General features: G+C 40.7%; 23 protein-coding genes. 17 read left to right on the top strand and 6 right to left on the bottom strand.

What is annotated here, in order from left to right; genetic code table 11:
- Positions 1–113 precede the first annotated feature (113 nt).
- From HT720_RS04410 to HT720_RS04420, 3 genes are all read right to left on the bottom strand, one after another.
- On the bottom strand, positions 114–566 hold the full coding sequence (locus HT720_RS04410; RefSeq protein ID WP_000013084.1) for an NUDIX hydrolase: 453 nt from the start codon (positions 564–566) through the stop codon (positions 114–116).
- Between the two features lie 129 nt (positions 567–695).
- Entirely contained in the window at positions 696–2,954 is a 2,259-nt protein-coding gene (locus tag HT720_RS04415) for an ATP-dependent Clp protease ATP-binding subunit (protein WP_173274829.1), read from the bottom strand.
- Between the two features lie 230 nt (positions 2,955–3,184).
- Positions 3,185–3,415 carry a DUF1797 family protein gene (locus HT720_RS04420; protein WP_000443570.1) on the bottom strand — a complete coding sequence of 77 codons (231 nt, stop codon included), beginning with the start codon at positions 3,413–3,415 and terminating at the stop codon, positions 3,185–3,187.
- A 190-nt stretch (positions 3,416–3,605) separates the two neighbouring features.
- Here HT720_RS04420 and HT720_RS04425 point away from each other — a divergent pair, with 190 nt between their 5' ends.
- From HT720_RS04425 to deoD, 11 genes are all read left to right on the top strand, one after another.
- Entirely contained in the window at positions 3,606–4,289 is a 684-nt protein-coding gene (locus tag HT720_RS04425; RefSeq protein ID WP_001011642.1) for an amino acid ABC transporter permease, read from the top strand.
- Complete coding sequence (locus HT720_RS04430) at positions 4,289–5,023, top strand: amino acid ABC transporter ATP-binding protein (RefSeq protein WP_023942856.1); 735 nt, start codon at positions 4,289–4,291, stop codon at positions 5,021–5,023. Before HT720_RS04425 ends, HT720_RS04430 begins: the two co-directional genes overlap by 1 nt.
- 155 nt (positions 5,024–5,178) lie before the next feature.
- Complete coding sequence (locus HT720_RS04435) at positions 5,179–6,036, top strand: bifunctional methylenetetrahydrofolate dehydrogenase/methenyltetrahydrofolate cyclohydrolase (protein WP_173274830.1); 858 nt, start codon at positions 5,179–5,181, stop codon at positions 6,034–6,036.
- A gap of 136 nt (positions 6,037–6,172) precedes the next feature.
- Positions 6,173–6,994, top strand: a complete 822-nt coding sequence (locus HT720_RS04440) for a phosphate ABC transporter ATPase (protein WP_173274831.1) — start codon at positions 6,173–6,175, stop codon at positions 6,992–6,994.
- Positions 6,995–7,007: 13 nt separating this feature from the next.
- Positions 7,008–7,880: an NAD(P)H-hydrate dehydratase gene (locus tag HT720_RS04445; RefSeq protein WP_173274832.1), complete on the top strand. Its 873-nt coding sequence runs from the start codon at positions 7,008–7,010 to the stop codon at positions 7,878–7,880.
- Between the two features lie 281 nt (positions 7,881–8,161).
- The gene (rpiA, locus tag HT720_RS04450; RefSeq protein ID WP_173274833.1) at positions 8,162–8,845 is read left to right on the top strand and encodes a ribose-5-phosphate isomerase RpiA; all 684 of its coding nucleotides are present in this window, start codon (positions 8,162–8,164) and stop codon (positions 8,843–8,845) included.
- A gap of 13 nt (positions 8,846–8,858) precedes the next feature.
- Positions 8,859–10,070: a phosphopentomutase gene (locus HT720_RS04455; RefSeq protein WP_173228683.1), complete on the top strand. Its 1,212-nt coding sequence runs from the start codon at positions 8,859–8,861 to the stop codon at positions 10,068–10,070.
- A gap of 1 nt (position 10,071) precedes the next feature.
- On the top strand, positions 10,072–10,635 hold the full coding sequence (locus HT720_RS04460; RefSeq protein ID WP_173274834.1) for a DUF1697 domain-containing protein: 564 nt from the start codon (positions 10,072–10,074) through the stop codon (positions 10,633–10,635).
- Positions 10,632–11,441, top strand: a complete 810-nt coding sequence (locus HT720_RS04465) for a purine-nucleoside phosphorylase (RefSeq protein WP_173274835.1) — start codon at positions 10,632–10,634, stop codon at positions 11,439–11,441. Before HT720_RS04460 ends, HT720_RS04465 begins: the two co-directional genes overlap by 4 nt.
- Before the next feature lie 301 nt (positions 11,442–11,742).
- A complete protein-coding gene (locus tag HT720_RS10345) occupies positions 11,743–14,490 on the top strand; it encodes a thiol-activated cytolysin C-terminal domain-containing protein (RefSeq protein WP_173274836.1) in 2,748 nt (915 codons plus the stop codon).
- Positions 14,491–14,732: 242 nt separating this feature from the next.
- Positions 14,733–15,443 carry a purine-nucleoside phosphorylase gene (gene deoD / locus HT720_RS04475; RefSeq protein ID WP_000022097.1) on the top strand — a complete coding sequence of 237 codons (711 nt, stop codon included), beginning with the start codon at positions 14,733–14,735 and terminating at the stop codon, positions 15,441–15,443.
- Between the two features lie 26 nt (positions 15,444–15,469).
- On the opposite strand, the gene HT720_RS04480 is transcribed toward deoD, so the two are convergent.
- The 3 genes from HT720_RS04480 to coaA form a co-directional block, all read right to left on the bottom strand.
- On the bottom strand, positions 15,470–15,994 hold the full coding sequence (locus HT720_RS04480) for a DNA topology modulation protein (RefSeq protein WP_173274837.1): 525 nt from the start codon (positions 15,992–15,994) through the stop codon (positions 15,470–15,472).
- 52 nt (positions 15,995–16,046) lie between these two features.
- Positions 16,047–16,283: a 30S ribosomal protein S20 gene (gene rpsT, locus HT720_RS04485; protein WP_001274000.1), complete on the bottom strand. Its 237-nt coding sequence runs from the start codon at positions 16,281–16,283 to the stop codon at positions 16,047–16,049.
- 67 nt (positions 16,284–16,350) lie between these two features.
- On the bottom strand, positions 16,351–17,271 hold the full coding sequence (gene coaA / locus HT720_RS04490) for a type I pantothenate kinase (protein ID WP_173213663.1): 921 nt from the start codon (positions 17,269–17,271) through the stop codon (positions 16,351–16,353).
- Positions 17,272–17,470: 199 nt separating this feature from the next.
- On the opposite strand from coaA, the gene HT720_RS04495 reads away from it, so the two are divergent.
- The 6 genes from HT720_RS04495 (at position 17,471) to HT720_RS04520 (ending at position 22,155) form a co-directional block, all read left to right on the top strand.
- Positions 17,471–17,875, top strand: a complete 405-nt coding sequence (locus tag HT720_RS04495; protein WP_173274838.1) for a hypothetical protein — start codon at positions 17,471–17,473, stop codon at positions 17,873–17,875.
- A gap of 215 nt (positions 17,876–18,090) precedes the next feature.
- The gene (locus HT720_RS04500) at positions 18,091–18,681 is read left to right on the top strand and encodes a class I SAM-dependent methyltransferase (protein WP_345890275.1); all 591 of its coding nucleotides are present in this window, start codon (positions 18,091–18,093) and stop codon (positions 18,679–18,681) included.
- Positions 18,678–19,955 carry a pyrimidine-nucleoside phosphorylase gene (locus HT720_RS04505; RefSeq protein ID WP_173274839.1) on the top strand — a complete coding sequence of 426 codons (1,278 nt, stop codon included), beginning with the start codon at positions 18,678–18,680 and terminating at the stop codon, positions 19,953–19,955. The genes HT720_RS04500 and HT720_RS04505 overlap by 4 nt, the downstream gene beginning before the upstream one ends.
- A 19-nt stretch (positions 19,956–19,974) precedes the next feature.
- Positions 19,975–20,637 (top strand): deoxyribose-phosphate aldolase, encoded by a 663-nt coding sequence (gene deoC, locus HT720_RS04510; protein WP_173274840.1) that lies wholly within the window; start codon positions 19,975–19,977, stop codon positions 20,635–20,637.
- Complete coding sequence (locus HT720_RS04515; protein WP_000246088.1) at positions 20,624–21,013, top strand: cytidine deaminase; 390 nt, start codon at positions 20,624–20,626, stop codon at positions 21,011–21,013. Before deoC ends, HT720_RS04515 begins: the two co-directional genes overlap by 14 nt.
- 89 nt (positions 21,014–21,102) lie before the next feature.
- Complete coding sequence (locus HT720_RS04520) at positions 21,103–22,155, top strand: BMP family protein (RefSeq protein WP_173274841.1); 1,053 nt, start codon at positions 21,103–21,105, stop codon at positions 22,153–22,155.
- Positions 22,156–22,293: the final 138 nt, after the last annotated feature.

Genomic DNA, 22,293 nt, shown 5'->3' on the forward strand with positions numbered 1-22,293 from the left:
CCGCAGGTTGCTCAAAACAGTGTTTTGAGGTTGTGGATAGAACTGACAGAGTCAGTATCATATACCTACGGTAAGGCGACGCTGACGTGGTTTGAAGAGATTTTCGAAGAGTATTAGTCAATCTTATGCTGTTTTTTCCAAGATTGGATGGCCCATTTATGGCTACCACGTTTGAGGTTCTCAATAGCCTCGTCAATAGGGAACCAGGCAATATGATTAAAGTCTTCTAGTGGCTTTTGAACTTCCTTGAAAGAAGTCGCTTCATAGAGGTAGGCAGGATTGTAGTAGTAGGTATCACGGTGACGAGAGTAGAAATATTCGTCAGCTTGTCCATAATAGGTACCAATTTCAGCAGTGAATCCAAGTTCTTCAATCAATTCACGTTTTAGGGCTTCCTGATGATTTTCCCCTGCTTCAATTTCGCCACCTGGTAAGAACCAAGCACCATTAGGAGCTTGAACTAAAACTATTTGTTTTTGTTCAGCGTCAGGAATAACTGCATATACACCGTAACGTGAAACATAGTCTGTATTCGCTTTTTTTTCTCCGAAAGTTGGGTTTGCCATTGCATTTTCCTCATTATCTAGTATCGTTATTATTATCATAATGGACAAAGGCCAAGCTGTCAAGAAATTACAGTTATTTTAGTAAAAAAGAGCAGAAAATTTTCATTTTCTACTCCTTTTCTATAGGATTTATTTTTCTTTTTCAGAAGTTTTAATTTCAGCTTTTTTGGCAGATTTAATTTGAATGTTTCCCTTGCTAGTCATAACTGCCTTGAGGTCTTTTTCGCTTGGATTTTCAAGGTAGTAGTCAGTGATTGCGTCCTCAATATAGTCTTGAATAGTGCGGCGAAGTGGGCGTGCTCCCATTTTTGGATCATAGCCGAGGTCAACTAATTTTTCCTTGACCTTGTCTGTCACATCGAGATGGATATTGTTGCTAGAGAGGCGCTTGTTAACATCTGCTAGCATGAGCTCGACAATCTGAAGGAGATTATCTTTGCTGAGAGCCTTAAATTCGATAATGCCATCAAAACGGTTCATAAACTCTGGGCTAAAGAAGTTACCGAGTTCACCGAGAACAGAGTTGGTACGTCCTTCTCTAGCAGCCCCAAAACCAACGCTGGCTTCGGCCTTACCTGTCCCTGCATTTGAAGTCATGATGATGATGGCATCCTTGAAGCTGACGGTACGTCCTTGCCCATCTGTCAAACGACCATCGTCCAAGACTTGAAGGAACATGTGCATAACATCTGGGTGAGCTTTTTCCACTTCATCGAGAAGGATGAGAGAATATGGATTGCGGCGAACTTTTTCAGTTAATTGCCCAGCCTCATCGTAGCCAACATAACCTGGAGGGGCACCAACTAATTTAGCTACACTGTGTTTTTCCATGTATTCGCTCATGTCAAAGCGTATCATACTGTCAGCAGAACCAAAGAGTTCGATAGCTAGTTGTTTGGAAAGTTCTGTCTTACCGACACCAGTTGGGCCGACGAAGAGGAAGCTTCCGATTGGGCGGTTAGGGGTCCCAAGTCCAACCCGATTACGGCGAATAGCCTTGGCAATCTTATCGACTGCATCATCTTGTCCAATAACATGAGACTTGAGGTCTTCGGCTAGATGGATGAGTTGAGATTGTTCTTTCTCTTTCAAATCCCCAACAGGGATGTTGGTTTTCTGCTCAATAATGTGCTCAATGGTTTTCTCACTGATGATAGGAGTATCTTGGTCTGTGACCTTTTTCTTTTGCATTTCCTTATACTTGGCAATCTGGTCGCGGAAATAAGCCGCCTTCTCAAAATCTTCCTCTCGTGTAGCTTGAGATTTAAGATTTTCAGCCTCAATCAAGCGCTGATCAATGACTTTAGGATCCACAAAATTCAAGGTCAAGTTCATCTTAGAACCAGCTTCATCTAGGAGGTCAATGGCCTTGTCAGGTAAGAAGCGATCTTGTATGTAGCGATTGGAAAGAGTTGCAGCTGCTTCAATTGCAGCATCAGTATATTGAACGTGGTGATAGTCTTCGTATTTCTTTTGAATCCCTTTGAGGATAGTGATTGTTTCGTCCACCGTTGGTTCATCGACTTTGACAGGCTGCATACGACGCTCTAAGGCAGCATCCTTTTCAATGATACGGTATTCATTGAGGGTAGTAGCACCGACCAGTTGCAGTTCCCCACGAGCAAGGGCTGGTTTGAGGATATTTCCTGCGTCCATATTACCATCACTCGCAGAACCTGCACCGACAATTTCATGGATTTCATCGATAAAGAGGATGATGTCTTCACGTTTGCGAATTTCTTCCATGAGTTTTTGCATGCGTTCTTCAAATTGTCCACGGATACCCGTTCCTTGAACCAAGCTAACCACATCCAGACGGATGACTTGTTTACCTTGTAGTTTATGTGGAACGTCGCCATCAACGATTTTCTGAGCTAGACCTTCGACAACGGCAGTTTTTCCGACACCTGGTTCACCGATAAGGACAGGATTATTCTTGGTTCTACGATTGAGAATCTCGATGACACGGATAATCTCATCATCGCGCCCAATAACGGGGTCGATATCGCCACGACGGGCAATTTCAGTTACGTTGATACCAAATTCTTCTAGCAGGCCTTTTTCTTGGCTTGGAGGCGGAGTTTGAGCAGGTCCACGATTTTGGGAACCATAACCGCCGTTTCCACCGTAACCTCCACCTGATTGGGTTGGGGGAGTCGGAGGAGTATTGCTAGAAGGTCTAAAATTGTTTAGGTCATTGAAGAAATCACCAAAGGGATCAAAGTCACGATTATTCAGATCCGTCATGCCTTTAAAGAGGCTATTGTTAGGATCTGTCTTGATAATCTTATAACAGTTTTGACAGAGGTCAATTTGTTTTTGCTTTCCATTAAGATTGGTATAAAGATGAATTGTTGAGTCATTGATTTTACAGTTTTGACAAAGCATACATCTACCTCATTTCTTTCTTTAGCTTGACCTGTCCAAAGGTCAAAAATAGTCAAATTTCTATACTCTCATTATAACAGGATTGGGGTGTAAAGCAAGTAAAAAGATTGCAGCTTTGAGAAGTTGTTACAATGAAAATTTTTGTGAATTTGGACTATAAAAAAATCCTATTTGTGAGACAAAAAGGATTTTGGTTAGACATGCAGGGTGTAATCCCAGCTTGTTTTGTATTAGTAAAGGAGTTCGTAAATCTCCATTGCAATCAAGTCAATGCTATCAAACGTATAAGTTTCGCGAGCTTCGACATCACGAAGGGTAAAGATTGAGCCGTTTTCTTCGTCGTGGCTGTATGCAACTTCTGCAACAACAACTCCTTCGCGTTCAAAATTACGTTTTAAATTTCCGCCATCTTTTGCCATTGCTTCAAGGCGGTTGATGATTCTAACCAAATGTGATTCCATTTTGATTCTCCTTCATTTCTTATCGTTACTATTTTACCATAAAGGAGGCCAACTTGCCTAGAAAAAACTAAGATTTCTCGCTAATTCTACTAGCTTAAAGTTTTTTTGAATAAATCGGATAAAAAGTTTGAATTTTAATTCAACACATGTTATAATCATACAGTATTCTATTTTAGAAAGCAGTGTGACTATGAATTTTTCTTTTTTACCTAAGTATTTACCTTATTTTAACTATGGGGCTGTCGTGACGGTTCTCATTTCTATCTGTGTTGTCTTTTTGGGAACTATTTTGGGTGTTGTCTTGGCTTTTGGGCAACGTTCAAAGTTTAAACCGCTTGTCTGGCTGGCCAACTTGTACGTTTGGATTTTCCGTGGGACACCGATGATGGTTCAGATTATGATTGCTTTTGCCCTTATGCACATCAATGCTCCGACTATTCAGGTTGGAATTTTGGGTGTTGACCTTTCTCGTCTGATTCCAGGGATTTTGATTATCTCTATGAACAGTGGTGCTTATGTTTCTGAGACTGTTCGTGCTGGGATTAATGCGGTTCCAAAAGGTCAGCTAGAAGCGGCTTATTCGTTAGGGATTCGTCCTAAAAATGCGATGCGCTATGTGATTTTGCCACAAGCAATCAAAAATATTTTGCCAGCATTGGGGAACGAATTTATCACCATTATCAAGGACAGCTCCCTCTTATCAGCTATCGGTGTTATGGAGTTATGGAATGGGGCTACAACAGTTTCTACAACAACCTATTTGCCTTTGACACCACTTTTATTTGCAGCCTTTTATTACTTGATTATGACCTCTATTTTGACCGTAGCCTTGAAAGCTTTTGAAAAACGTATGGGACAAGGAGATAAGAAATAATGACAGAAACCTTGATAAAAATTGAAAATTTACATAAATCCTTTGGAAAGAATGAAGTATTGAAGGGCATCAACCTCGAGATTAAAAGAGGAGAAGTTGTCGTTATCATCGGTCCTTCAGGAAGCGGGAAATCTACCTTGCTTCGCTCTATGAATTTGTTGGAAGAAGCAACCAAAGGGAAGGTTATCTTTGAGGGAGTTGATATTACGGACAAGAAGAATGACCTCTTTGCCATGCGTGAGAAGATGGGCATGGTTTTCCAACAATTCAATCTCTTTCCTAATATGACTGTGATGGAAAATATCACCTTGTCACCTATCAAGACCAAAGGTGAAAGCAAGGCAATTGCAGAGAAGAGGGCCAAAGAGCTTTTGGAAAAAGTTGGTTTGCCAGATAAGGCAACTGCTTATCCACAGAGTCTGTCGGGCGGACAGCAACAACGGATTGCCATCGCGCGTGGGTTGGCCATGGAACCAGATGTTTTGCTCTTTGACGAGCCAACTTCAGCTTTGGATCCTGAAATGGTAGGTGAGGTATTGGCTGTTATGCAAGATCTTGCCAAGTCAGGGATGACTATGGTTATCGTAACACATGAGATGGGATTTGCCCGTGAGGTGGCAGACCGTGTCATCTTTATGGCAGACGGTGTAGTTGTTGAAGACGGGACACCTGAGCAGATTTTTGAACAAACCCAAGAACAACGAACTAAAGACTTCTTGAGTAAGGTTTTATAATCTATTTTAAAATTTCAAGACAAGATATTAAAGAAAAGCTCGACCTGAGCTTTTTCTTATAGTTTGAAACTATAGGATAGCCTAGGAAAGAAGTGTTAGAGGGTGCTGGCAGTTTTTGGTATAATGGAAGATATTTGAAAGAAAAGAGAAGTGATATGACACAGATTATTGATGGGAAAGCTTTAGCGGCCAAATTGCAGGGGCAGTTGGCTGAAAAGACTGCAAAATTAAAGGAAGAAACAGGTCTAGTGCCTGGTTTGGTAGTGATTTTGGTTGGGGACAATCCAGCCAGCCAAGTCTACGTTCGCAACAAGGAACGTTCTGCCCTTGCGGCTGGTTTCCGTAGCGAAGTAGTGCGAGTTCCAGAGAACATTACGCAAGAGGAATTGTTAGACCTGATTGCCAAATACAATCAGGATCCAGCTTGGCATGGGATTTTGGTTCAGTTGCCATTACCAAAACACATTGATGAAGAGGCGGTTCTATTGGCTATTGACCCAGAAAAGGATGTGGATGGTTTCCATCCTCTAAATATGGGACGCCTTTGGTCTGGTCATCCAGTCATGATTCCTTCGACACCTGCAGGAATTATGGAAATGTTTCATGAATATGGGATTGACTTGGAAGGTAAAAATGCGGTCGTCATCGGTCGTTCCAATATCGTTGGAAAACCTATGGCCCAGCTTCTTTTGGCCAAGAATGCTACAGTGACTTTGACCCATTCACGCACCCATAATCTTGCCAAGGTAGCTGCTAAAGCAGATATTCTGGTTGTTGCAATCGGTCGTGCCAAGTTTGTGACTGCTGACTTTGTAAAACCTGGTGCGGTTGTCATCGATGTCGGGATGAACCGCGATGAAAATGGTAAGCTCTGTGGGGATGTTGATTATGAGGCAGTTGCCCCACTTGCTAGCCATATTACGCCAGTTCCTGGAGGTGTAGGTCCTATGACCATTACTATGCTGATGGAGCAAACTTATCAAGCAGCACTTCGAACATTGGATAGAAAATAAGAGAAAAATCGCTGAAGAGAGTGTATTTTCTATAGCTATATCTGAAATGGCAGAAATGAGTATTAAATTTTAGAAATAAGTTTATAAAAGGAGGTCTGCGCCTCCTTTTTGTTGTATAATGGAGTGAGGTGATTAGATGATTTTAAAAATTTATAATGGGGAATATAGTTTACAATGGGATGGAATATACTACTTAGCACTAATTGATTATCCAAATATTCAAGAGTGGGAATTAGAAAAAATTGCTAAATTTATAGCTTACGAAAAACTTCATAAACGTCAAACAAGTATTGAGTGTGCTGATTCTTGTTTAAAAAAAGAAATTTTAGATTACATCTGTCAGCATCTCTTTCTGCCACCATTTACCCCTACAGATAAAAGAGTAGCCTCGACTTATGATCTACATAAGAGGTTAGTGACTTCAGACTACTGTAGTCATACTACGACTATAGATGCAGCGATTTCTATCTTTAAAACAGGTCAGCTCTTATCTGCTGTGAAAGCCTTTGGGCGAGATGCTGAGGAGTTGGTTTTGGATAGTAGAAATGCTGCATCGGATCCGATAGATTATTTTGACTATGTCATGTTAGGGTGGTCAAATACAAGTTCTGGTTATCGATTAGCGATGGAGCGTTTATTAGGTCGAGCTCCTTTAGAGAAAGAATTACAAGACAAGTTTATTCCTGGAGTGAGTTTTCATTTTATCTATACAGATTTGATTAAAGTTACTGGTTATATTTTTGATGGCTACCATGTTGCAAAAATTAAGGACATATTGAATTTATTTAGTGAGTTGTATATTTGCATTATTCCAACTCATAATAAGAGCCAATTTGAAAATATTATTCCAAGTCAATTACTGGATAGGGTGTATTATCTTGACCATGATGGAGAAGGTTTGGAGGAGTGGGTTAAAAAAGTATATCGGATTGTTTTAAAACGATCGGGTAAAGGATAGTTGAGGAAAAACGATGAAAGTGATTGATCAAACCTTACTAGAAAAAATTATTATTGAACGTTCTCGTACAAGTCATAAAGGAGACTACGGTCGTCTGCTGTTGCTGGGTGGAACTTATCCTTATGGTGGTGCCATCATCATGGCTGCCTTGGCAGCAGTAAAAAGCGGTGCAGGATTGGTGACCGTTGGAACGGACAGGGAAAATATCCCAGCTCTGCACAGCCATTTACCTGAGGCTATGGCCTTTTCTCTTCAAGACCAGCAATTGTTACAAGAGCAATTGGAGAAGGCAGAAGTTGTCTTGCTGGGGCCTGGTTTACGAGACGATGCTTTTGGAGAAGAACTAGTCAAACAGGTCTTTGCTGGCTTAAAAAAGAATCAGATTTTGATTGTAGACGGAGGTGCCTTGACCATTCTTGCTAGAACAAGTTTGTCATTTCCCTCAAGCCAGCTTATCCTAACTCCTCACCGAAAAGAATGGGAAAAGCTGTCTGGTATTGCTATTGAAAAGCAAAAGGAAGCTGCAACGGCTAGTGTCTTGAGTTCCTTCCCTCAAGGAACTATTTTGGTGGAGAAAGGTCCAGCTACTCGTATTTGGGAAGTTGGTCAATCTGATTATTACCAGTTACAGGTTGGCGGTCCCTATCAGGCGACTGGTGGTATGGGAGATACACTAGCTGGGATGATTGCAGGATTTGCAGGCCAATTCCGACAGGCCAGTCTCTACGAACGTGTGGCAGTATCGACCCATCTTCATTCAGCTATTGCCCAAGAACTAGCTCAAGAACAGTATGTGGTCTTACCAACGGAGATTAGTAATTGTCTTCCTAAAGTAATGAAAATTATTTGTCAAAAAGAGAGGGTAAGCAAAGATAAACTTGTTTAAAATAGACAGATAAATCTACTTCCTTCTCTTAATTTATGATTCTTGAAATGCGCCTGCTTTAATGCTAAACTAGACGTATCAAAGTTAAGGTCTTGTTTTTGGAACTGGAAAGAGATGAACAAAGCAAATACATAAAAGATAAACTCATTTTTATTCGTTTGGTAAAAAGAAAATGCATATTTTTAAAGAAAGATTGATGAAAAATGTAAATTTGATCTTTTCACTTGAATAAAAAGCGGTTTCATAGTAAAATAAGAACTGAGAATGATGGAGGTAAATCGGTGGAAAATCTGAAGAAAATGGCAGGTATCAAGGCTGCTGAGTTCGTAAGCGATGGAATGGTCGTTGGACTTGGAACAGGCTCGACTGCCTATTATTTTGTCGAAGAAATCGGTCGTCGTATCAAGGAAGAAGGATTGCAGATTATAGCTGTAACGACTTCTAGTGTGACCACTAAACAGGCAGAAGGCCTTAATATCCCACTCAAATCTATTGACCAAGTAGACTTTGTCGATGTGACAGTTGATGGCGCAGATGAAGTGGATAGTCAGTTTAATGGAATCAAAGGTGGTGGTGGTGCTCTTCTGATGGAGAAGGTTGTTGCGACACCATCAAAAGAATACATTTGGGTGGTGGATGAAAGCAAGCTAGTCGAAAAACTAGGTGCTTTTAAATTGCCAGTAGAAGTGGTTCAGTATGGTGCAGAACAGGTCTTTCGTCGTTTTGAACGAGCTGGCTACAAACCAAGTTTCCGTGAAAAAGATGGCCAACGTTTTGTGACGGATATGCAGAATTTTATCATCGATCTTGCCTTGGATGTCATTGAAGATCCAATTGCTTTCGGACAAGAATTGGACCATGTCGTTGGTGTCGTAGAGCACGGTTTATTCAACCAAATGGTGGATAAGGTCATTGTTGCTGGACGAGATGGGGTTCAGATTTTAACCTCAAGAAAAGAAAAATAGAAGGGGGCATAAGATGTCTAAATTTAATCGTATTCATTTGGTGGTACTGGATTCTGTAGGAATCGGTGCAGCACCAGATGCTAATAACTTTGTCAATGCAGGGGTTCCAGATGGAGCTTCTGACACACTGGGACACATTTCAAAAACAGTTGGTTTGAATGTCCCAAATATGGCTAAAATAGGTCTTGGAAATATTCCTCGTGAAACTCCTCTTAAGACTGTACCGGCAGAAAGCAATCCAACTGGATATGCAACAAAATTGGAAGAAGTATCCCTTGGTAAGGATACCATGACTGGGCACTGGGAAATCATGGGACTCAACATTACTGAGCCTTTCGATACTTTCTGGAATGGATTCCCAGAAGAAATCTTGACAAAAATCGAAGAATTTTCAGGACGTAAGGTCATTCGTGAAGCCAACAAACCTTACTCAGGAACAGCCGTTATCGATGATTTTGGACCACGTCAGATGGAAACTGGAGAGTTGATTATCTATACTTCAGCTGATCCTGTTTTGCAAATTGCTGCCCACGAAGATATTATTCCTTTGGACGAATTGTACCGTATCTGTGAATACGCTCGTTCAATTACCCTTGAGCGCCCTGCCCTTCTAGGTCGTATCATTGCTCGCCCTTATGTAGGTGAACCAGGCAACTTCACTCGTACAGCCAACCGTCGTGACTTAGCCGTTTCTCCATTTGCACCGACTGTTTTGGATAAATTGAATGAAGCTGGTATCGATACTTATGCTGTTGGTAAAATCAATGATATATTTAACGGTGCTGGTATTAACCATGACATGGGCCACAACAAGTCAAACAGCCATGGAATTGATACACTATTGAAGACCATGGGCCTTGCTGAATTTGAAAAAGGATTCTCATTCACAAACTTGGTTGACTTTGATGCCCTTTACGGCCACCGTCGTAATGCTCATGGTTATCGTGATTGCTTGCATGAGTTTGATGAACGCTTGCCTGAAATTATCGCAGCCATGAGAGAGGATGACCTTCTTTTGATTACTGCTGACCATGGAAATGACCCAACCTATGCAGGAACAGACCACACTCGTGAATATATTCCACTTTTGGCTTACAGTCCTGCCTTTAAAGGAAATGGTTTGATTCCAGTTGGACATTTTGCAGATATTTCAGCGACTGTTGCAGATAACTTTGGTGTTGAAACAGCCATGATTGGGGAAAGTTTCTTAGATAAATTGGTATAAAATGACGCACTATGCTTTGCTGGTGAGGGGTATTAATGTTGGTGGCAAGAATAAGGTCGTCATGGCGGAGCTTCGTCAAGAACTGACAGACTTGGGACTGGAAAAGGTTGAAAGCTACATCAACAGTGGCAACATTTTCTTTACTTCGACAGACTCAAAAGTCAAATTGATTGAAAAATTAGAGACTTTCTTTGGGACTCGTTATCCATTTATTCAGAGCTTTTCTTTACTGAGTCAAGAAGACTATGAAGCAGAAGTGGAGAATCTACCAGATTGGTGGACCAAAGATTTGGCACGAAAAGACGTCCTCTTTTACACTGAGGGCTTGGACGTGGAGCAAGTCATCGCGACAGTTGAAAGTTTAGAGCTGAAAGATGAGGTGCTTCATTTTGGAAAACTTGGTATTTTCTGGGGAAAATTCTCTGAAGAAACCTACTCTAAAACTGCCTATCACAAGTACTTGCTCAAGGTGCCTTTCTATCGCAATATTACTATTCGCAATGCCAAAACCTTTGACAAAATCGGTCAAATGCTAAAAAATAATAATAAAGGAGACACACAATGACATTTTTAGACAAAATCAATGAAACAGCTGCTTTCCTGAAAGAAAAGGGAATCCAAACGCCTGAGTTCGGTCTAATCCTTGGGTCAGGTCTTGGAGAATTGGCAGAAGAAATCGAAAATCCAGTTGTAGTAGACTATGCGGATATTCCAAACTGGGGCCGTTCAACAGTAGTTGGTCACGCTGGGAAATTGGTATATGGTGAACTTGCAGGTCGCAAGGTCTTGGCTCTTCAAGGTCGCTTCCATTTCTACGAAGGGAATCCTCTGGAAGTGGTGACTTTCCCAGTACGTGTCATGAAAGTTCTTGGATGTGAAGGTGTCATTGTAACCAATGCAGCTGGTGGTATTGGATATGGCCCTGGTACTTTGATGGCTATCTCAGACCATATCAATATGACGGGGCAAAATCCATTGATGGGTGAAAACTTGGATGACTTTGGTCCTCGTTTCCCAGATATGTCTAAGGCCTACACACCAGAATACCGTGCTACTGCCCATGAAGTGGCTAAAAAACTTGGTATCAAGCTTGATGAAGGTGTCTATATCGGTGTAACTGGTCCAACTTATGAAACACCAGCAGAAATTCGCGCCTATAAGACACTGGGAGCAGATGCAGTTGGTATGTCCACTGTTCCTGAAGTGATCGTGGCAGCCCACTCAGGTTTAAAAGTTCTGGGAATTTCATGTATTACTAACTTTGCGGCTGGTTTCCAAGAAGAACTTAACCACGAAGAAGTTGTAGAAGTGACTGAACGTGTTAAAGGTAATTTCAAAGGCTTGCTTAAAGCGATTCTTGCAGAATTGTAAGAAAAAAGATTTAAAAGGGGGAATGCCTCTTTCCTTTCATGGTTGACTATTCGGAACAAAGAAGAAACATAGGTAGACTATGGGTTTCTTCCTACTCTTGTACCTGAAAGAATCTGATAGCCAGCATTGTGAAAGACAAGATTCTAGGATACTAGCATTAGCTTCCTAGCCAAGCAGACTAGGATGATAAGAAGAGATAAGAATGAATTTACTTTCTGAATTTCTCAGTCTTATCATATATAGCACAATGAGATTTTGCTTGAGTCTGCTTACAAATAAACGAAAAGAAAGATAAGAAATAATGAAAATTGGTCAACGAATTATGCGCTTTGGCATAAAAAAATTAAGTATCGGGGTTGTATCTGTTGCAGTCGGCTTCGCATTTCTAGCTCCAGCTGGAATTTCAGCCAATGAACTAAAACAAGATGTAACATCTGAAGTAGCAACAAGAGTGCTAGATTCTAAGGAGGAATTGAGAGAGCCGGAAAATGTTGTTCCAAAACTAGAAACTCCTCTTAGAGAGGAGTCAAGACTAGCTCCTCAACCGCTTACGGAAGCAGGTGAAGTTCTTGAAAACAAAAGGGAAGAGTCAAAAGTAGAGACAACAGAGCCAGCTCAAGACTCGCCTATTCTTGCTCCTGTAGAAGAAACTAAAGATGAAGTTGTGACAGAAAAACCAACAAATACTCGTTCTCTAACTGCAGAAGATTTGGTGAAGATTTCCAAAGGGGAATTGCATTTAGAAAATGATTTGATTGATGAATCTCTCTATGGTGAAAAAGTTCTTGATTTGGAAGGGGATGATGACCAAGATGGTATCAAAAACAAAGATGAACTTTATGTGTACAACAAAGATGGTAAGGATTATCTAGGATATAACAGCCATCCCTTGCTAGCAGACAGTGATGGGGATGGTTTGGCAGATGGAGAAGATGACAATAAGAAAGAATGGTATGTCACAGACCGTGATTCTCTTCTCTTTATGGAGTTAGCCTATCGAGACGATGATTATATTGAGAAAATTTTAGATCATAAGAATCCTTTCCCTAGTCTCTATCTTGACCGTCAAGAATACAAACTCATGCACAATGAATTGGCTCCTTTCTGGAAGATGAAAAAAGCCTACCATACAGATAGTGGCTTAGATGCTTTCTTATTTGAGACCAAGAGCGACCTTCCTTATCTCAAAGATGGCACGGTTCATATGTTGGCTATTCGTGGAACGCGGGTTAATGACGCCAAGGATTTAAGTGCAGATTTGGTCTTATTAGGCGGAAATAAACCAGCTCAAGCTGATGATATCCGTAAGGTTGTTGGGGAATTAGCCAAGGATACAAGTATTACGAAACTGTATATGACAGGTCATTCTCTTGGAGGCTACCTAGCTCAGATTGCAGCGGTTGAAGCTTACCAAAAATATCCTGATTTTTATAACAATGTATTGAGGAAAGTGACGACTTTCAGTGCTCCTAAAGTGATTACTTCCAGAACTGTTTGGAATGCTAAGAATGGTTTCTGGGATGTTGGTTTGGAAAGCCGTAAATTAGCTGTTAGTGGAAAAATTAAGCATTATGTGGTTGATAATGATAATGTTGTGACTCCCTTGATTCATAATGATCGTGATATTGTTACATTTACAGGTAATTCACGCTTTAAACACCGTTCTCGTGGCTATTTTGAAAGTCGAATGAATGATATTCCTAACTTTAATATTGGTAAACGAGCTACCTTGGATAAACATGGTTATCGTGATCCAAAATTGGATAAAGTGCGCTTCTTTAAGAAACAGGCTCTGCCTCAATCTGCTAGTCAACCAAGTGCTGAACCAATGGAAAATATTGCCTTAGGGAAACAGGTTAGTCAAAGTTCGACAGCTTTCGGAGGAGATGCTAGAAGAGCTGTGGATGGCAAAGTTGATGGTAACTATGGTCACAATTCTGTCACTCATACAAATTTCCAATCCAAGCCTTGGTGGCAAGTAGATTTGGCTAAAGAAGAAACCATTCGCCAAATCAATATTTACAACCGAACAGACACTGCTCAGGATAGATTGGCAAACTTTGATGTCATTCTTTTAGACAGTTCTGGTAAAGAAATTGAGAGAAAACGAATAACATCTCTTAAAGATGTGTCAGCACAAATTGCAATTAACCATAAAAAAGCGCGCTATGTTCGGATTGAGCTAGAAGGCTATAATGCCCTCAGTCTTGCAGAAGTCCAAGTATATCGTGCTGAGAATATCGCTTGGAAAAAGCAAGCTAAGCAAAGTTCTACTGATTTTGGTGGAGATGCTAGTCGTGCCTTGGATGGCAATACCAATAGTAGTTATAGCCAGCAATCAATTACCCATACAAAATTTGAAAACCAGCCTTGGTGGGAAGTTGATTTAGGTCGTACAGAACAGGTAGGACTTGTTCGCCTTCATAATCGTGGGGATGGAGAACTTTCTAAACGTCTGTCAGACTTTGATGTGATTTTATATGATGAAAAAGGGAAAGAAGTTGCTAGACAGTATGTTTCTAAACTTGACGGAACGAGCTTGGATGTTCAATTAAATGGGAAATTGGGACGCCGTGTTCGTGTGCAACTACGTAAGAACAATCAAGCCCTCAGTCTTGCAGAAGTAGAAGTTTTCCGCTTTATCGCTACGAATGGTGAGACGGCGACACAAATTTCTAAGCCAGTTCAACCAATCAGTCAGACTCCTGCAAAAGACAAAACATTAACAATTCAACATAGTGGAGCTTACATTGCCCGCTACTCTATCACTTGGGAAGAAGTTACAGTAGATAAAGATGGAAACCAAGTTGTTCGTAGTCGTTCTTGGGAAGGAAACGGTCGCAACCAGACTGCAGGATTTGTCCTCAACCTCCCAATCAAAGAAAATATGAGAAATCTGCGAATTAAGATTGAGAAAAAGACAGGTCTACTATGGAATAGATGGCAAACAATCTATGAAAACAGACCAATTTTAGCTCAACCCCACCGTAAAATTACCCATTGGGGAACAACATTAAATTCTAAGATTTCTGATGACGATGTCTTGTAAAAAATCCTACTATTTAATAATGAGATGATTTAGTTTATAAGAGAAGAACTACCTGAGCTTGAATAGAACTCAGGTAGCTCTCTGTGAAAGAACAAAATTAAACAGAAAGGATGGGTTAACTGTATTCACTGAACTGAATACGGGCGGAGAACTGTGTAAAAAAGATAAACTGTCTAGCATCTGCGATGCGTCGTCAGTTTCCTATTTTTACTTTGTTCTCTGTCGCCCTTTATATCTTAACTATGTCTATCCATATTGCTGCTCAGCAGGGTGAAATTGCTGATAAAATTCTTCTTCCTGGGGATCCTCTTCGTGCTAAGTTTATTGCGGAGAATTTCCTTGAAGATGCTGTTTGTTTTAACGAAGTGCGTAACATGTTTGGCTACACTGGTACATACAAGGGTCATCGTGTATCTGTCATGGGAACTGGGATGGGGATGCCATCTATTTCGATTTATGCGCGTGAGTTGATTGTTGACTACGGTGTGAAGAAATTGATTCGTGTGGGAACTGCAGGCTCTTTGAATGAAGATGTCCACGTTCGTGAATTGGTTTTGGCGCAGGCAGCTGCAACTAATTCAAACATCGTCCGTAATGACTGGCCACAGTATGATTTCCCACAAATCGCTAGCTTTGACTTGCTGGACAAGGCCTACCATATCGCCAAAGAACTTGGTATGACAACCCACGTTGGGAACGTTTTATCATCTGATGTCTTTTACTCAAACTACTTTGAAAAGAATATCGAGCTTGGTAAATGGGGAGTCAAGGCTGTGGAAATGGAAGCAGCAGCACTTTACTATCTGGCAGCCCAACACCATGTTGACGCACTTGCCATCATGACTATTTCTGATAGTTTGGTCAATCCAGATGAAGACACGACTGCAGAAGAACGTCAAAATACCTTCACTGATATGATGAAGGTTGGTTTGGAAACCTTGATTGCAGAATAATTATAGCCAAAAAAGGAAGCCCTTCTTTATGAATTGGAGGACTTCCTTTTCTTATCCAGAAATTGATCTAGTTCTTTCTGATTTCGAAGAATAGTGACTTTATGTGAGTATTCTTGGCAAAGTTTTTGGTAATTCTCTTTTTGAGCTTTAGTCCGCCCATCCCAGAGAATCCAACGAATAAATTCCCAGTTGAATTGCTCGGGGCATCCCTTAGCCATACTTTCCCTGACTTTTCCCCGGTATTTAAGATAACGCTTAAAAGCTCGAAAGAGACAGGTAAATGGAGAAAAATTGAGAAAGATGATTTGGTCTGCTTCCTGCATTCGTTCTTGGTAGTAGCACCAAGAATAATTACCATCGATGACCCAAGCTTTATGCTTGGTGAGAAAGTTTTTCATCTCGGTTAACATCCAATCACGCTCACTGTCTTGCCAACCGGGTTGAAATTGGAGTGTGTCCATGTGAAGTTTTGGGATGGAGTAGTAGTTAGATAACTTTTCGGCTAGCGTTGACTTACCAGCACCAGAATATCCGATAATTGCGATTTTCATTTTCTACCTTTTCCTATTTGGAGACAAAAAAACAGCCTCTATGGACTGTTTCTTATTTAGCAAGTTTAGCTGAAAGACGAGCTTTGTCGCGGCTTGCTTTGTTTTTGTGAATCAAACCTTTAGTTTCTGCTTTATCGATAGCTGAGCTAGCAGCACGGAAAAGTTCTTCAGATGGGTTTGCTTCGAAAGCTTTGATAGCAGTACGCATAGCTGATTTTTGAGCTGAGTTCTTTTCGTTTTGTTTAACGTTCAATTCAGCGCGTTTGATAGCTGATTTAATGTTTGCCAATGTTCTTACCTCCATATTTACTAACTATACCATTATATCTGAAAACTTACGTTTTGACAAGGGAAAATTACTTTTTTAAGTAAATTTCATCGATTTCATGGTTCTTACTTTTATGTAGAATCACTTCCGCACGATTTCTAGTTGGTTCAATATAATTTTGTAGATTTGTGAGATTGATACTGGTCCAGACCTGATGGGCAAAGGACTCCACTTCCCCAATCGGCATTTGAGTAAAACGATAATAGTAGCTATCAGGGTCGTTTTGGGCTAGGCTCAGCATCTTCAAGAAACGGTCCAGATACCAACTCTCAATATCATCCACTCCAGCATCTACATAGATGGAAAAGTCAAAGAAGTCAGTGATATAGAGACGATCGTTTTGTGGATTTTGAAAGACATTGATTCCTTCAACAATTACAAAATCAGCAGCTTTGACACTTTGCTTTTCCTCAGGTACGATGTCGTAGACTTCATGAGAATAGACAGGAATATCCACATCTTGTCCATTTTTGATGCAGTCCAAGAAGTTGAGAAGAGCTTCCATATCATAGCTTTCAGGAAATCCCTTACGATTTAAAATCCCTTGTTCAATCAAGGTCTGGTTGGGATAGAGAAAGCCGTCAGTTGTTACCAACTCAACCGTAGCATCTGTCAGTGTACGGGACAGTAGGATTTGAAGTAGGCGACTGGTTGTTGATTTTCCAACGGCAACACTCCCAGAAACCCCAATAATAAAAGGTTGAGATTTACTTTCACGTTGGAGGAAAATTCCTTTTGAAAAGGCCAAATCTTCCTTAGTTCGCTTGTAAATCTGAATCAGATGAGCCAAGGGGAGATAGATATCTGTAACGTCTTGAAGACTGATTTGGTCATTAAAACTCTTGATAGATTCCAATTCTTCTTCTGTCAAAGGAGGTGTTGTCTTTCGATGTAAAGATTGCCAAGTCTGGCGGCTGATTTTTTCAAAATGTAAAAATTCGTTGGTCATTTGTTTTCCCCTAGATATTTTGTCTATCATACCATAAAAAGTTAAAAAAATAAAGCGGTTTCTTGAATGTGGTAAGTCAATAGTATACAATATAAGTAGATAGAGGATGAACAATTTATTGATGAAGTAGGAGCTGCTTTCTACTGACTTATCAGCTATAAAGGGGGCTTTGGGGTTTATAACTTATAGGAGGTGTACTATGAAAATCTTGAAACGTTACCTATTGGAACTCTGTTTTATTTTAAGTTTTGCCTTACCTTTTATAAAAGGAGTCAATGCGGATAATGGTAGACGCTTTGTGGAAATCTATTACGGTTTTACTTTTTTGATGGAACATGCTATTGTAACAGCTATCTTTATCTGTTCGCTCTTGATTGCTTGCCTACTAAAAAAACGGTGGACGAAATGGCTTGCTGCTGGTAGTTATTTCTTTTTAGTTCTATGGATTGCTACAGAGGGTTATTTCTTCCGCATGTCACTAGAAGATTTGATACGACTTTGGACAAGTTTGGAATTCCTGACAAAAACGTATCAGTTGGGCTTTTATCTAAACATTTTGTTGGGAATCCTATTGATAATGAAATATTTAAAAGTAAAGAAATAGCGCTGACAATGCGCCTGATGATAAACAATAAACTTTGTGTTATGTGTTTTATCATGGCAATGATAGCTGTAGTCCTAGATGAAATACTATTTGCTTATAAAAGTTGAAAGAGATTGAAGGGGAGCTATTGTAACGCAACTTCCTTCAATCTTTTTGTTTTATTCTGGATATGTAAACGATTTACAATTCGATCACAAATATGATAGAATAGGGTTATGAATAAAATGTACTATGCAGAAAATCCTGACGCTGCTCACGACATACATGAGTTACGAGTAGAATTGTTGGGAGAAAAAATGACCTTTCTGACGGATGCGGGTGTTTTTAGCAAAAAAATGGTTGACTTTGGAAGTCAACTTTTGCTCAAGTGTCTTGAGGTCAACCAAGGAGAGACAGTCCTAGATGTCGGCTGTGGTTATGGTCCATTAGGTTTGTCCTTAGTCAAGGCTTACGGCGTTCAGGCTACCATGGTCGATATCAACAATCGTGCCTTGGATTTGGCGCGACAAAATGCTGAACGAAATAAAGTAGAAGCGACGATTTTCCAGTCCAACATCTATGAACAAGTTGAAGGGAAATTTGACCATGTCATTTCCAATCCTCCTATCCGTGCAGGCAAGCAAGTCGTTCATGAAATCATCGAGAAAAGTAAAGATTTCTTGGAAACTGGTGGAGATTTGACCATCGTCATCCAGAAAAAACAAGGGGCTCCAAGTGCCAAGTCCAAGATGGAAGATGTGTTTGGCAATTGTGAAATCCTTAAAAAAGACAAGGGATACTATATCCTTAGAAGTGTGAAAGAATGAGAGCAGTTGATTTAATCCAAAAAAAACGAGACGGGCAAGAACTGACTTCAAGTGAAATTGAATGGCTGGTAGAAGGCTATGTGTCAGGAACTGTTCCTGATTATCAGATGTCTGCCTTTGCTATGGCTATCTATTTCAAAGGAATGACGACTCGAGAAATATCTGATTTGACCATGAAAATGGTTCAGACAGGGCAAGAGTTTGATTTATCCGCTATTGATGGGGTTAAGGTTGACAAGCATTCTACGGGTGGTGTTGGTGACAAGGTGACCTTGATTTTGGCTCCTCTTGTTGCTAGCTTTGGTGTGCCTGTAGCCAAAATGAGTGGTCGTGGTCTTGGTCATACTGGGGGAACAATCGATAAATTGGAGTCCATTAAGGGCTATCAAGTCGAGCGCAGTCAAGAAGATTTCATTCGTCAGGTTCAGGATATTGGTGTATCTGTCATTGGGCAATCAGACCAGCTTGTCAAAGCAGATAAGCTTCTCTACGCCCTCCGTGATGTAACCGCAACTGTCGACACGATTCCTTTGATTGCGAGTTCGGTAATGAGCAAGAAAATCGCGGCAGGGGCGGATGCTATTTTGCTAGACGTGACTGTCGGTGAGGGTGCCTTCATGAAGACAGTTGATGAGGCGCGTGAACTGGCTCAAACCATGGTGGAACTTGGTAAGGCTGTTGGACGGAAGACAGTAGCAGTGATTACGGATATGAGCCAGCCCTTGGGACGAGCGATTGGAAATCGTCTGGAGATTCTTGAAGCATTGGAGATTTTACAAGGGCAAGGCCGTCAGGATATTACCCACTTCATCTGTGAATTGGCTCAAATTATGCTTGGCCTGGCAAATGTAAACAAGACAGTTGAAGAAGTTCGCCAACATCTTGAAAATGGTCAAGCGCTGGCTAAGTTTGAGGAGATGGTCCAAGCCCAAGGTGGAGACTTGGAGGACCTCTATCGCCCAGTCAATGTTGCCCATGTGGTGGAAATCCCTGCTCAGGAAACGGGTGTCATTTCTGCTCTTCCAGCTATGGACTTTGGGCTTTATGCCATGAGACTGGGAGCTGGTCGTGCAGTCAAATCTGATGCCTTGGACTATGAAACAGGAATTGTTTTTGAAAAGAAAATTGGAGATTCCGTTCAAAAGGGAGAAATTGTTGCAAAAGTATACACAAATGGAAAAATTTCTCCTCAGCTAGTTACAGATTTTCAAAAATATGTTAAAATAAATGATAGGGTGCAAAGTTTACGAGAAATTATAGAAATTATCTCATAAACCGCAGGAGAATCCGAATATGAAATTAAATAAATATATCGATCATACGCTTTTAAAGCAAGATGCAACAGAAAATCAAATTGATAGTTTGTTGTCTGAGGCTAGAGAGTATGACTTTGCCAGTGTTTGCGTTAATCCGACCTGGGTTGAATATGCTAAAAAAGGACTTGAAGGCACAGATGTCAAGGTTTGCACAGTAGTAGGTTTCCCCTTGGGAGCAACAACTTCAGCCGTGAAAGCTTTTGAGACAAAAGAAGCTATCCAAAATGGGGCTGATGAGATTGACATGGTAATCAATGTTGGGGCTCTCAAATCAGGCAATTTAGCCTTGGTAGAGTCAGATATTCGCGCAGTCGTGGAAGCAAGTGGTGACAAGTTAGTGAAAGTCATTATTGAAGCTTGCCTGCTGACAGATCAAGAAAAAGTTGTAGCTTGCCAATTGTCCCAAAAAGCGGGAGCTGATTTTGTTAAAACATCTACCGGCTTTTCAACAGGTGGCGCTACGGTAGCAGATGTCAAATTGATGCGTGAAACAGTTGGACCTGATATGGGTGTCAAGGCTGCTGGTGGAGCTCGTTCTTATGCAGATGCTCTTGCCTTTGTTGAAGCAGGTGCGACCCGTATTGGAACGTCAGCTGGTGTAGCCATTTTAAAAGGAGAATTGGCAGATGGCGACTACTGAGTTGATTGAACTGGCAATTGAAACCAGCAAACATGCCTATGTCCCCTATTCTCACTTTCCTATCGGAGCAGTTTTAGTAGCCAAAGACGGAAGTGTTTACACGGGAGTGAATATCGAAAATGCTAGCTATCCTTTGACCAATTGCGGTGAGAGAACAGCCATTTTTAAGGCTATATCTGAAGGGCAAAGAGAATTTTCGGAGCTGATTGTTTATGGTCAAACTGAAAAACCGATTTCACCATGTGGTGCTTGTCGCCAAGTAATGGTCGAATTTTTTGAACAAGATCTAAAAGTGACCTTAGTCGCAAAAGATAAATCGACGGTCGAGATGACGGTCGGGGAGTTACTTCCATACTCTTTTACAGACTTAAACTAGTCTGAGTCGCTCTTTGAGTGGCACGGTCCTTGTGACCGATCAATCCATACTTGCAACATCGTTGCACATCTTATTTAGGAGGTTCAGTAATGAACAAGAAACAATGGCTAGGCCTTGGTCTAGTTGCAGTGGCAGCAGTTGGACTTGCTGCATGTGGTAACCGCTCTTCTCGTAAGGCAGATTCATCTTCTGATATGAAGACAAAAGCAGCAATCGTCACTGATACTGGTGGTGTTGATGACAAATCATTCAACCAATCAGCTTGGGAAGGTTTGCAGGCTTGGGGTAAAGAACACAATCTTGCAAAAGATAAAGGTTTCACTTACTTCCAATCAACAAGTGAAGCTGACTACGCTAACAACTTGCAACAAGCGGCTGGAAGTTACAACCTAATCTTCGGAGTTGGTTTTGCCCTTCACAATGCAGTTAAAGATGCAGCAGAAGAGCACACTGATTTGAACTATGTCTTGATTGATGATGTGATTAAAGATAAAAAGAATGTTGCTAGCGTAACATTTGCTGATAACGAAGCTGCTTACCTTGCAGGTGTTGCAGCAGCTAAAACAACTAAGACAAAACAAGTTGGTTTTGTAGGTGGCATTGAGTCAGAAGTTATCTCTCGTTTTGAAGCTGGTTTCAAGGCAGGTGTTGCCTCAGTAGATTCATCTATCAAAGTACAAGTTGACTATGCTGGTTCATTTGGTGATAATGCCAAAGGTAAAACAATTGCAGCAGCACAATACGCAGCTGGTGCAGACGTTGTTTACCAAGTAGCTGGTGGTACAGGTGCAGGTGTCTTTGCAGAAGCAAAATCACTCAACGAAAGCCGTCCTGAAAATGAAAAAGTTTGGGTTATCGGTGTTGACCGTGACCAAGAAGCAGAAGGTAAATACACTTCTAAAGATGGTAAAGAATCAAACTTTGTTCTTGTATCTACTTTGAAACAAGTTGGTACAACTGTAAAAGATATTTCTAACAAGGCAGAAAAAGGTGAATTCCCTGGCGGTCAAGTGATCGTTTACTCATTGAAAGATAAAGGGGTTGACTTGGTAACAACTAACCTTTCTGAAGAAGGTAAAAAAGCCGTTGAAGATGCTAAAGCTAAAATCCTTGATGGAAGCGTAAAAGTTCCTGCAAAATAATGGATGGAAGTCATTTCTTAGGAAGCGGCCCTCGGCCGCTTTTTAAGAGTTGAGACAAAGTCATTTTGTCTCAGTAAAGCTTGCTACTAGACAAACGAGCAAGTTTTATTGAAATAAAATAAGACTCTGAAAGGAAGA

This window comes from Streptococcus sp. 68 (assembly GCF_013277415.1).
In the GTDB taxonomy this organism is placed as follows: domain Bacteria; phylum Bacillota; class Bacilli; order Lactobacillales; family Streptococcaceae; genus Streptococcus.

Excerpts from the sequence above, each read along its gene's own strand:
- HT720_RS04410 (WP_000013084.1), bottom strand. The coding sequence starts at position 566 with ATGGCAAACCCAACTTTCGGAGAAAAAAAAGCGAATACAGACTATGTT.
- HT720_RS04415 (WP_173274829.1), bottom strand. The coding sequence starts at position 2,954 with ATGCTTTGTCAAAACTGTAAAATCAATGACTCAACAATTCATCTTTAT.
- HT720_RS04420 (WP_000443570.1), bottom strand. The coding sequence starts at position 3,415 with ATGGAATCACATTTGGTTAGAATCATCAACCGCCTTGAAGCAATGGCA.
- HT720_RS04425 (WP_001011642.1), top strand. The coding sequence starts at position 3,606 with ATGAATTTTTCTTTTTTACCTAAGTATTTACCTTATTTTAACTATGGG.
- HT720_RS04430 (WP_023942856.1), top strand. The coding sequence starts at position 4,289 with ATGACAGAAACCTTGATAAAAATTGAAAATTTACATAAATCCTTTGGA.
- HT720_RS04435 (WP_173274830.1), top strand. The coding sequence starts at position 5,179 with ATGACACAGATTATTGATGGGAAAGCTTTAGCGGCCAAATTGCAGGGG.
- HT720_RS04440 (WP_173274831.1), top strand. The coding sequence starts at position 6,173 with ATGATTTTAAAAATTTATAATGGGGAATATAGTTTACAATGGGATGGA.
- HT720_RS04445 (WP_173274832.1), top strand. The coding sequence starts at position 7,008 with ATGAAAGTGATTGATCAAACCTTACTAGAAAAAATTATTATTGAACGT.
- HT720_RS04455 (WP_173228683.1), top strand. The coding sequence starts at position 8,859 with ATGTCTAAATTTAATCGTATTCATTTGGTGGTACTGGATTCTGTAGGA.
- HT720_RS04460 (WP_173274834.1), top strand. The coding sequence starts at position 10,072 with ATGACGCACTATGCTTTGCTGGTGAGGGGTATTAATGTTGGTGGCAAG.
- HT720_RS04465 (WP_173274835.1), top strand. The coding sequence starts at position 10,632 with ATGACATTTTTAGACAAAATCAATGAAACAGCTGCTTTCCTGAAAGAA.
- HT720_RS10345 (WP_173274836.1), top strand. The coding sequence starts at position 11,743 with ATGAAAATTGGTCAACGAATTATGCGCTTTGGCATAAAAAAATTAAGT.
- deoD (WP_000022097.1), top strand. The coding sequence starts at position 14,733 with ATGTCTATCCATATTGCTGCTCAGCAGGGTGAAATTGCTGATAAAATT.
- HT720_RS04480 (WP_173274837.1), bottom strand. The coding sequence starts at position 15,994 with ATGAAAATCGCAATTATCGGATATTCTGGTGCTGGTAAGTCAACGCTA.
- coaA (WP_173213663.1), bottom strand. The coding sequence starts at position 17,271 with ATGACCAACGAATTTTTACATTTTGAAAAAATCAGCCGCCAGACTTGG.
- HT720_RS04495 (WP_173274838.1), top strand. The coding sequence starts at position 17,471 with ATGAAAATCTTGAAACGTTACCTATTGGAACTCTGTTTTATTTTAAGT.
- HT720_RS04500 (WP_345890275.1), top strand. The coding sequence starts at position 18,091 with ATGAATAAAATGTACTATGCAGAAAATCCTGACGCTGCTCACGACATA.
- HT720_RS04505 (WP_173274839.1), top strand. The coding sequence starts at position 18,678 with ATGAGAGCAGTTGATTTAATCCAAAAAAAACGAGACGGGCAAGAACTG.
- deoC (WP_173274840.1), top strand. The coding sequence starts at position 19,975 with ATGAAATTAAATAAATATATCGATCATACGCTTTTAAAGCAAGATGCA.
- HT720_RS04515 (WP_000246088.1), top strand. The coding sequence starts at position 20,624 with ATGGCGACTACTGAGTTGATTGAACTGGCAATTGAAACCAGCAAACAT.
- HT720_RS04520 (WP_173274841.1), top strand. The coding sequence starts at position 21,103 with ATGAACAAGAAACAATGGCTAGGCCTTGGTCTAGTTGCAGTGGCAGCA.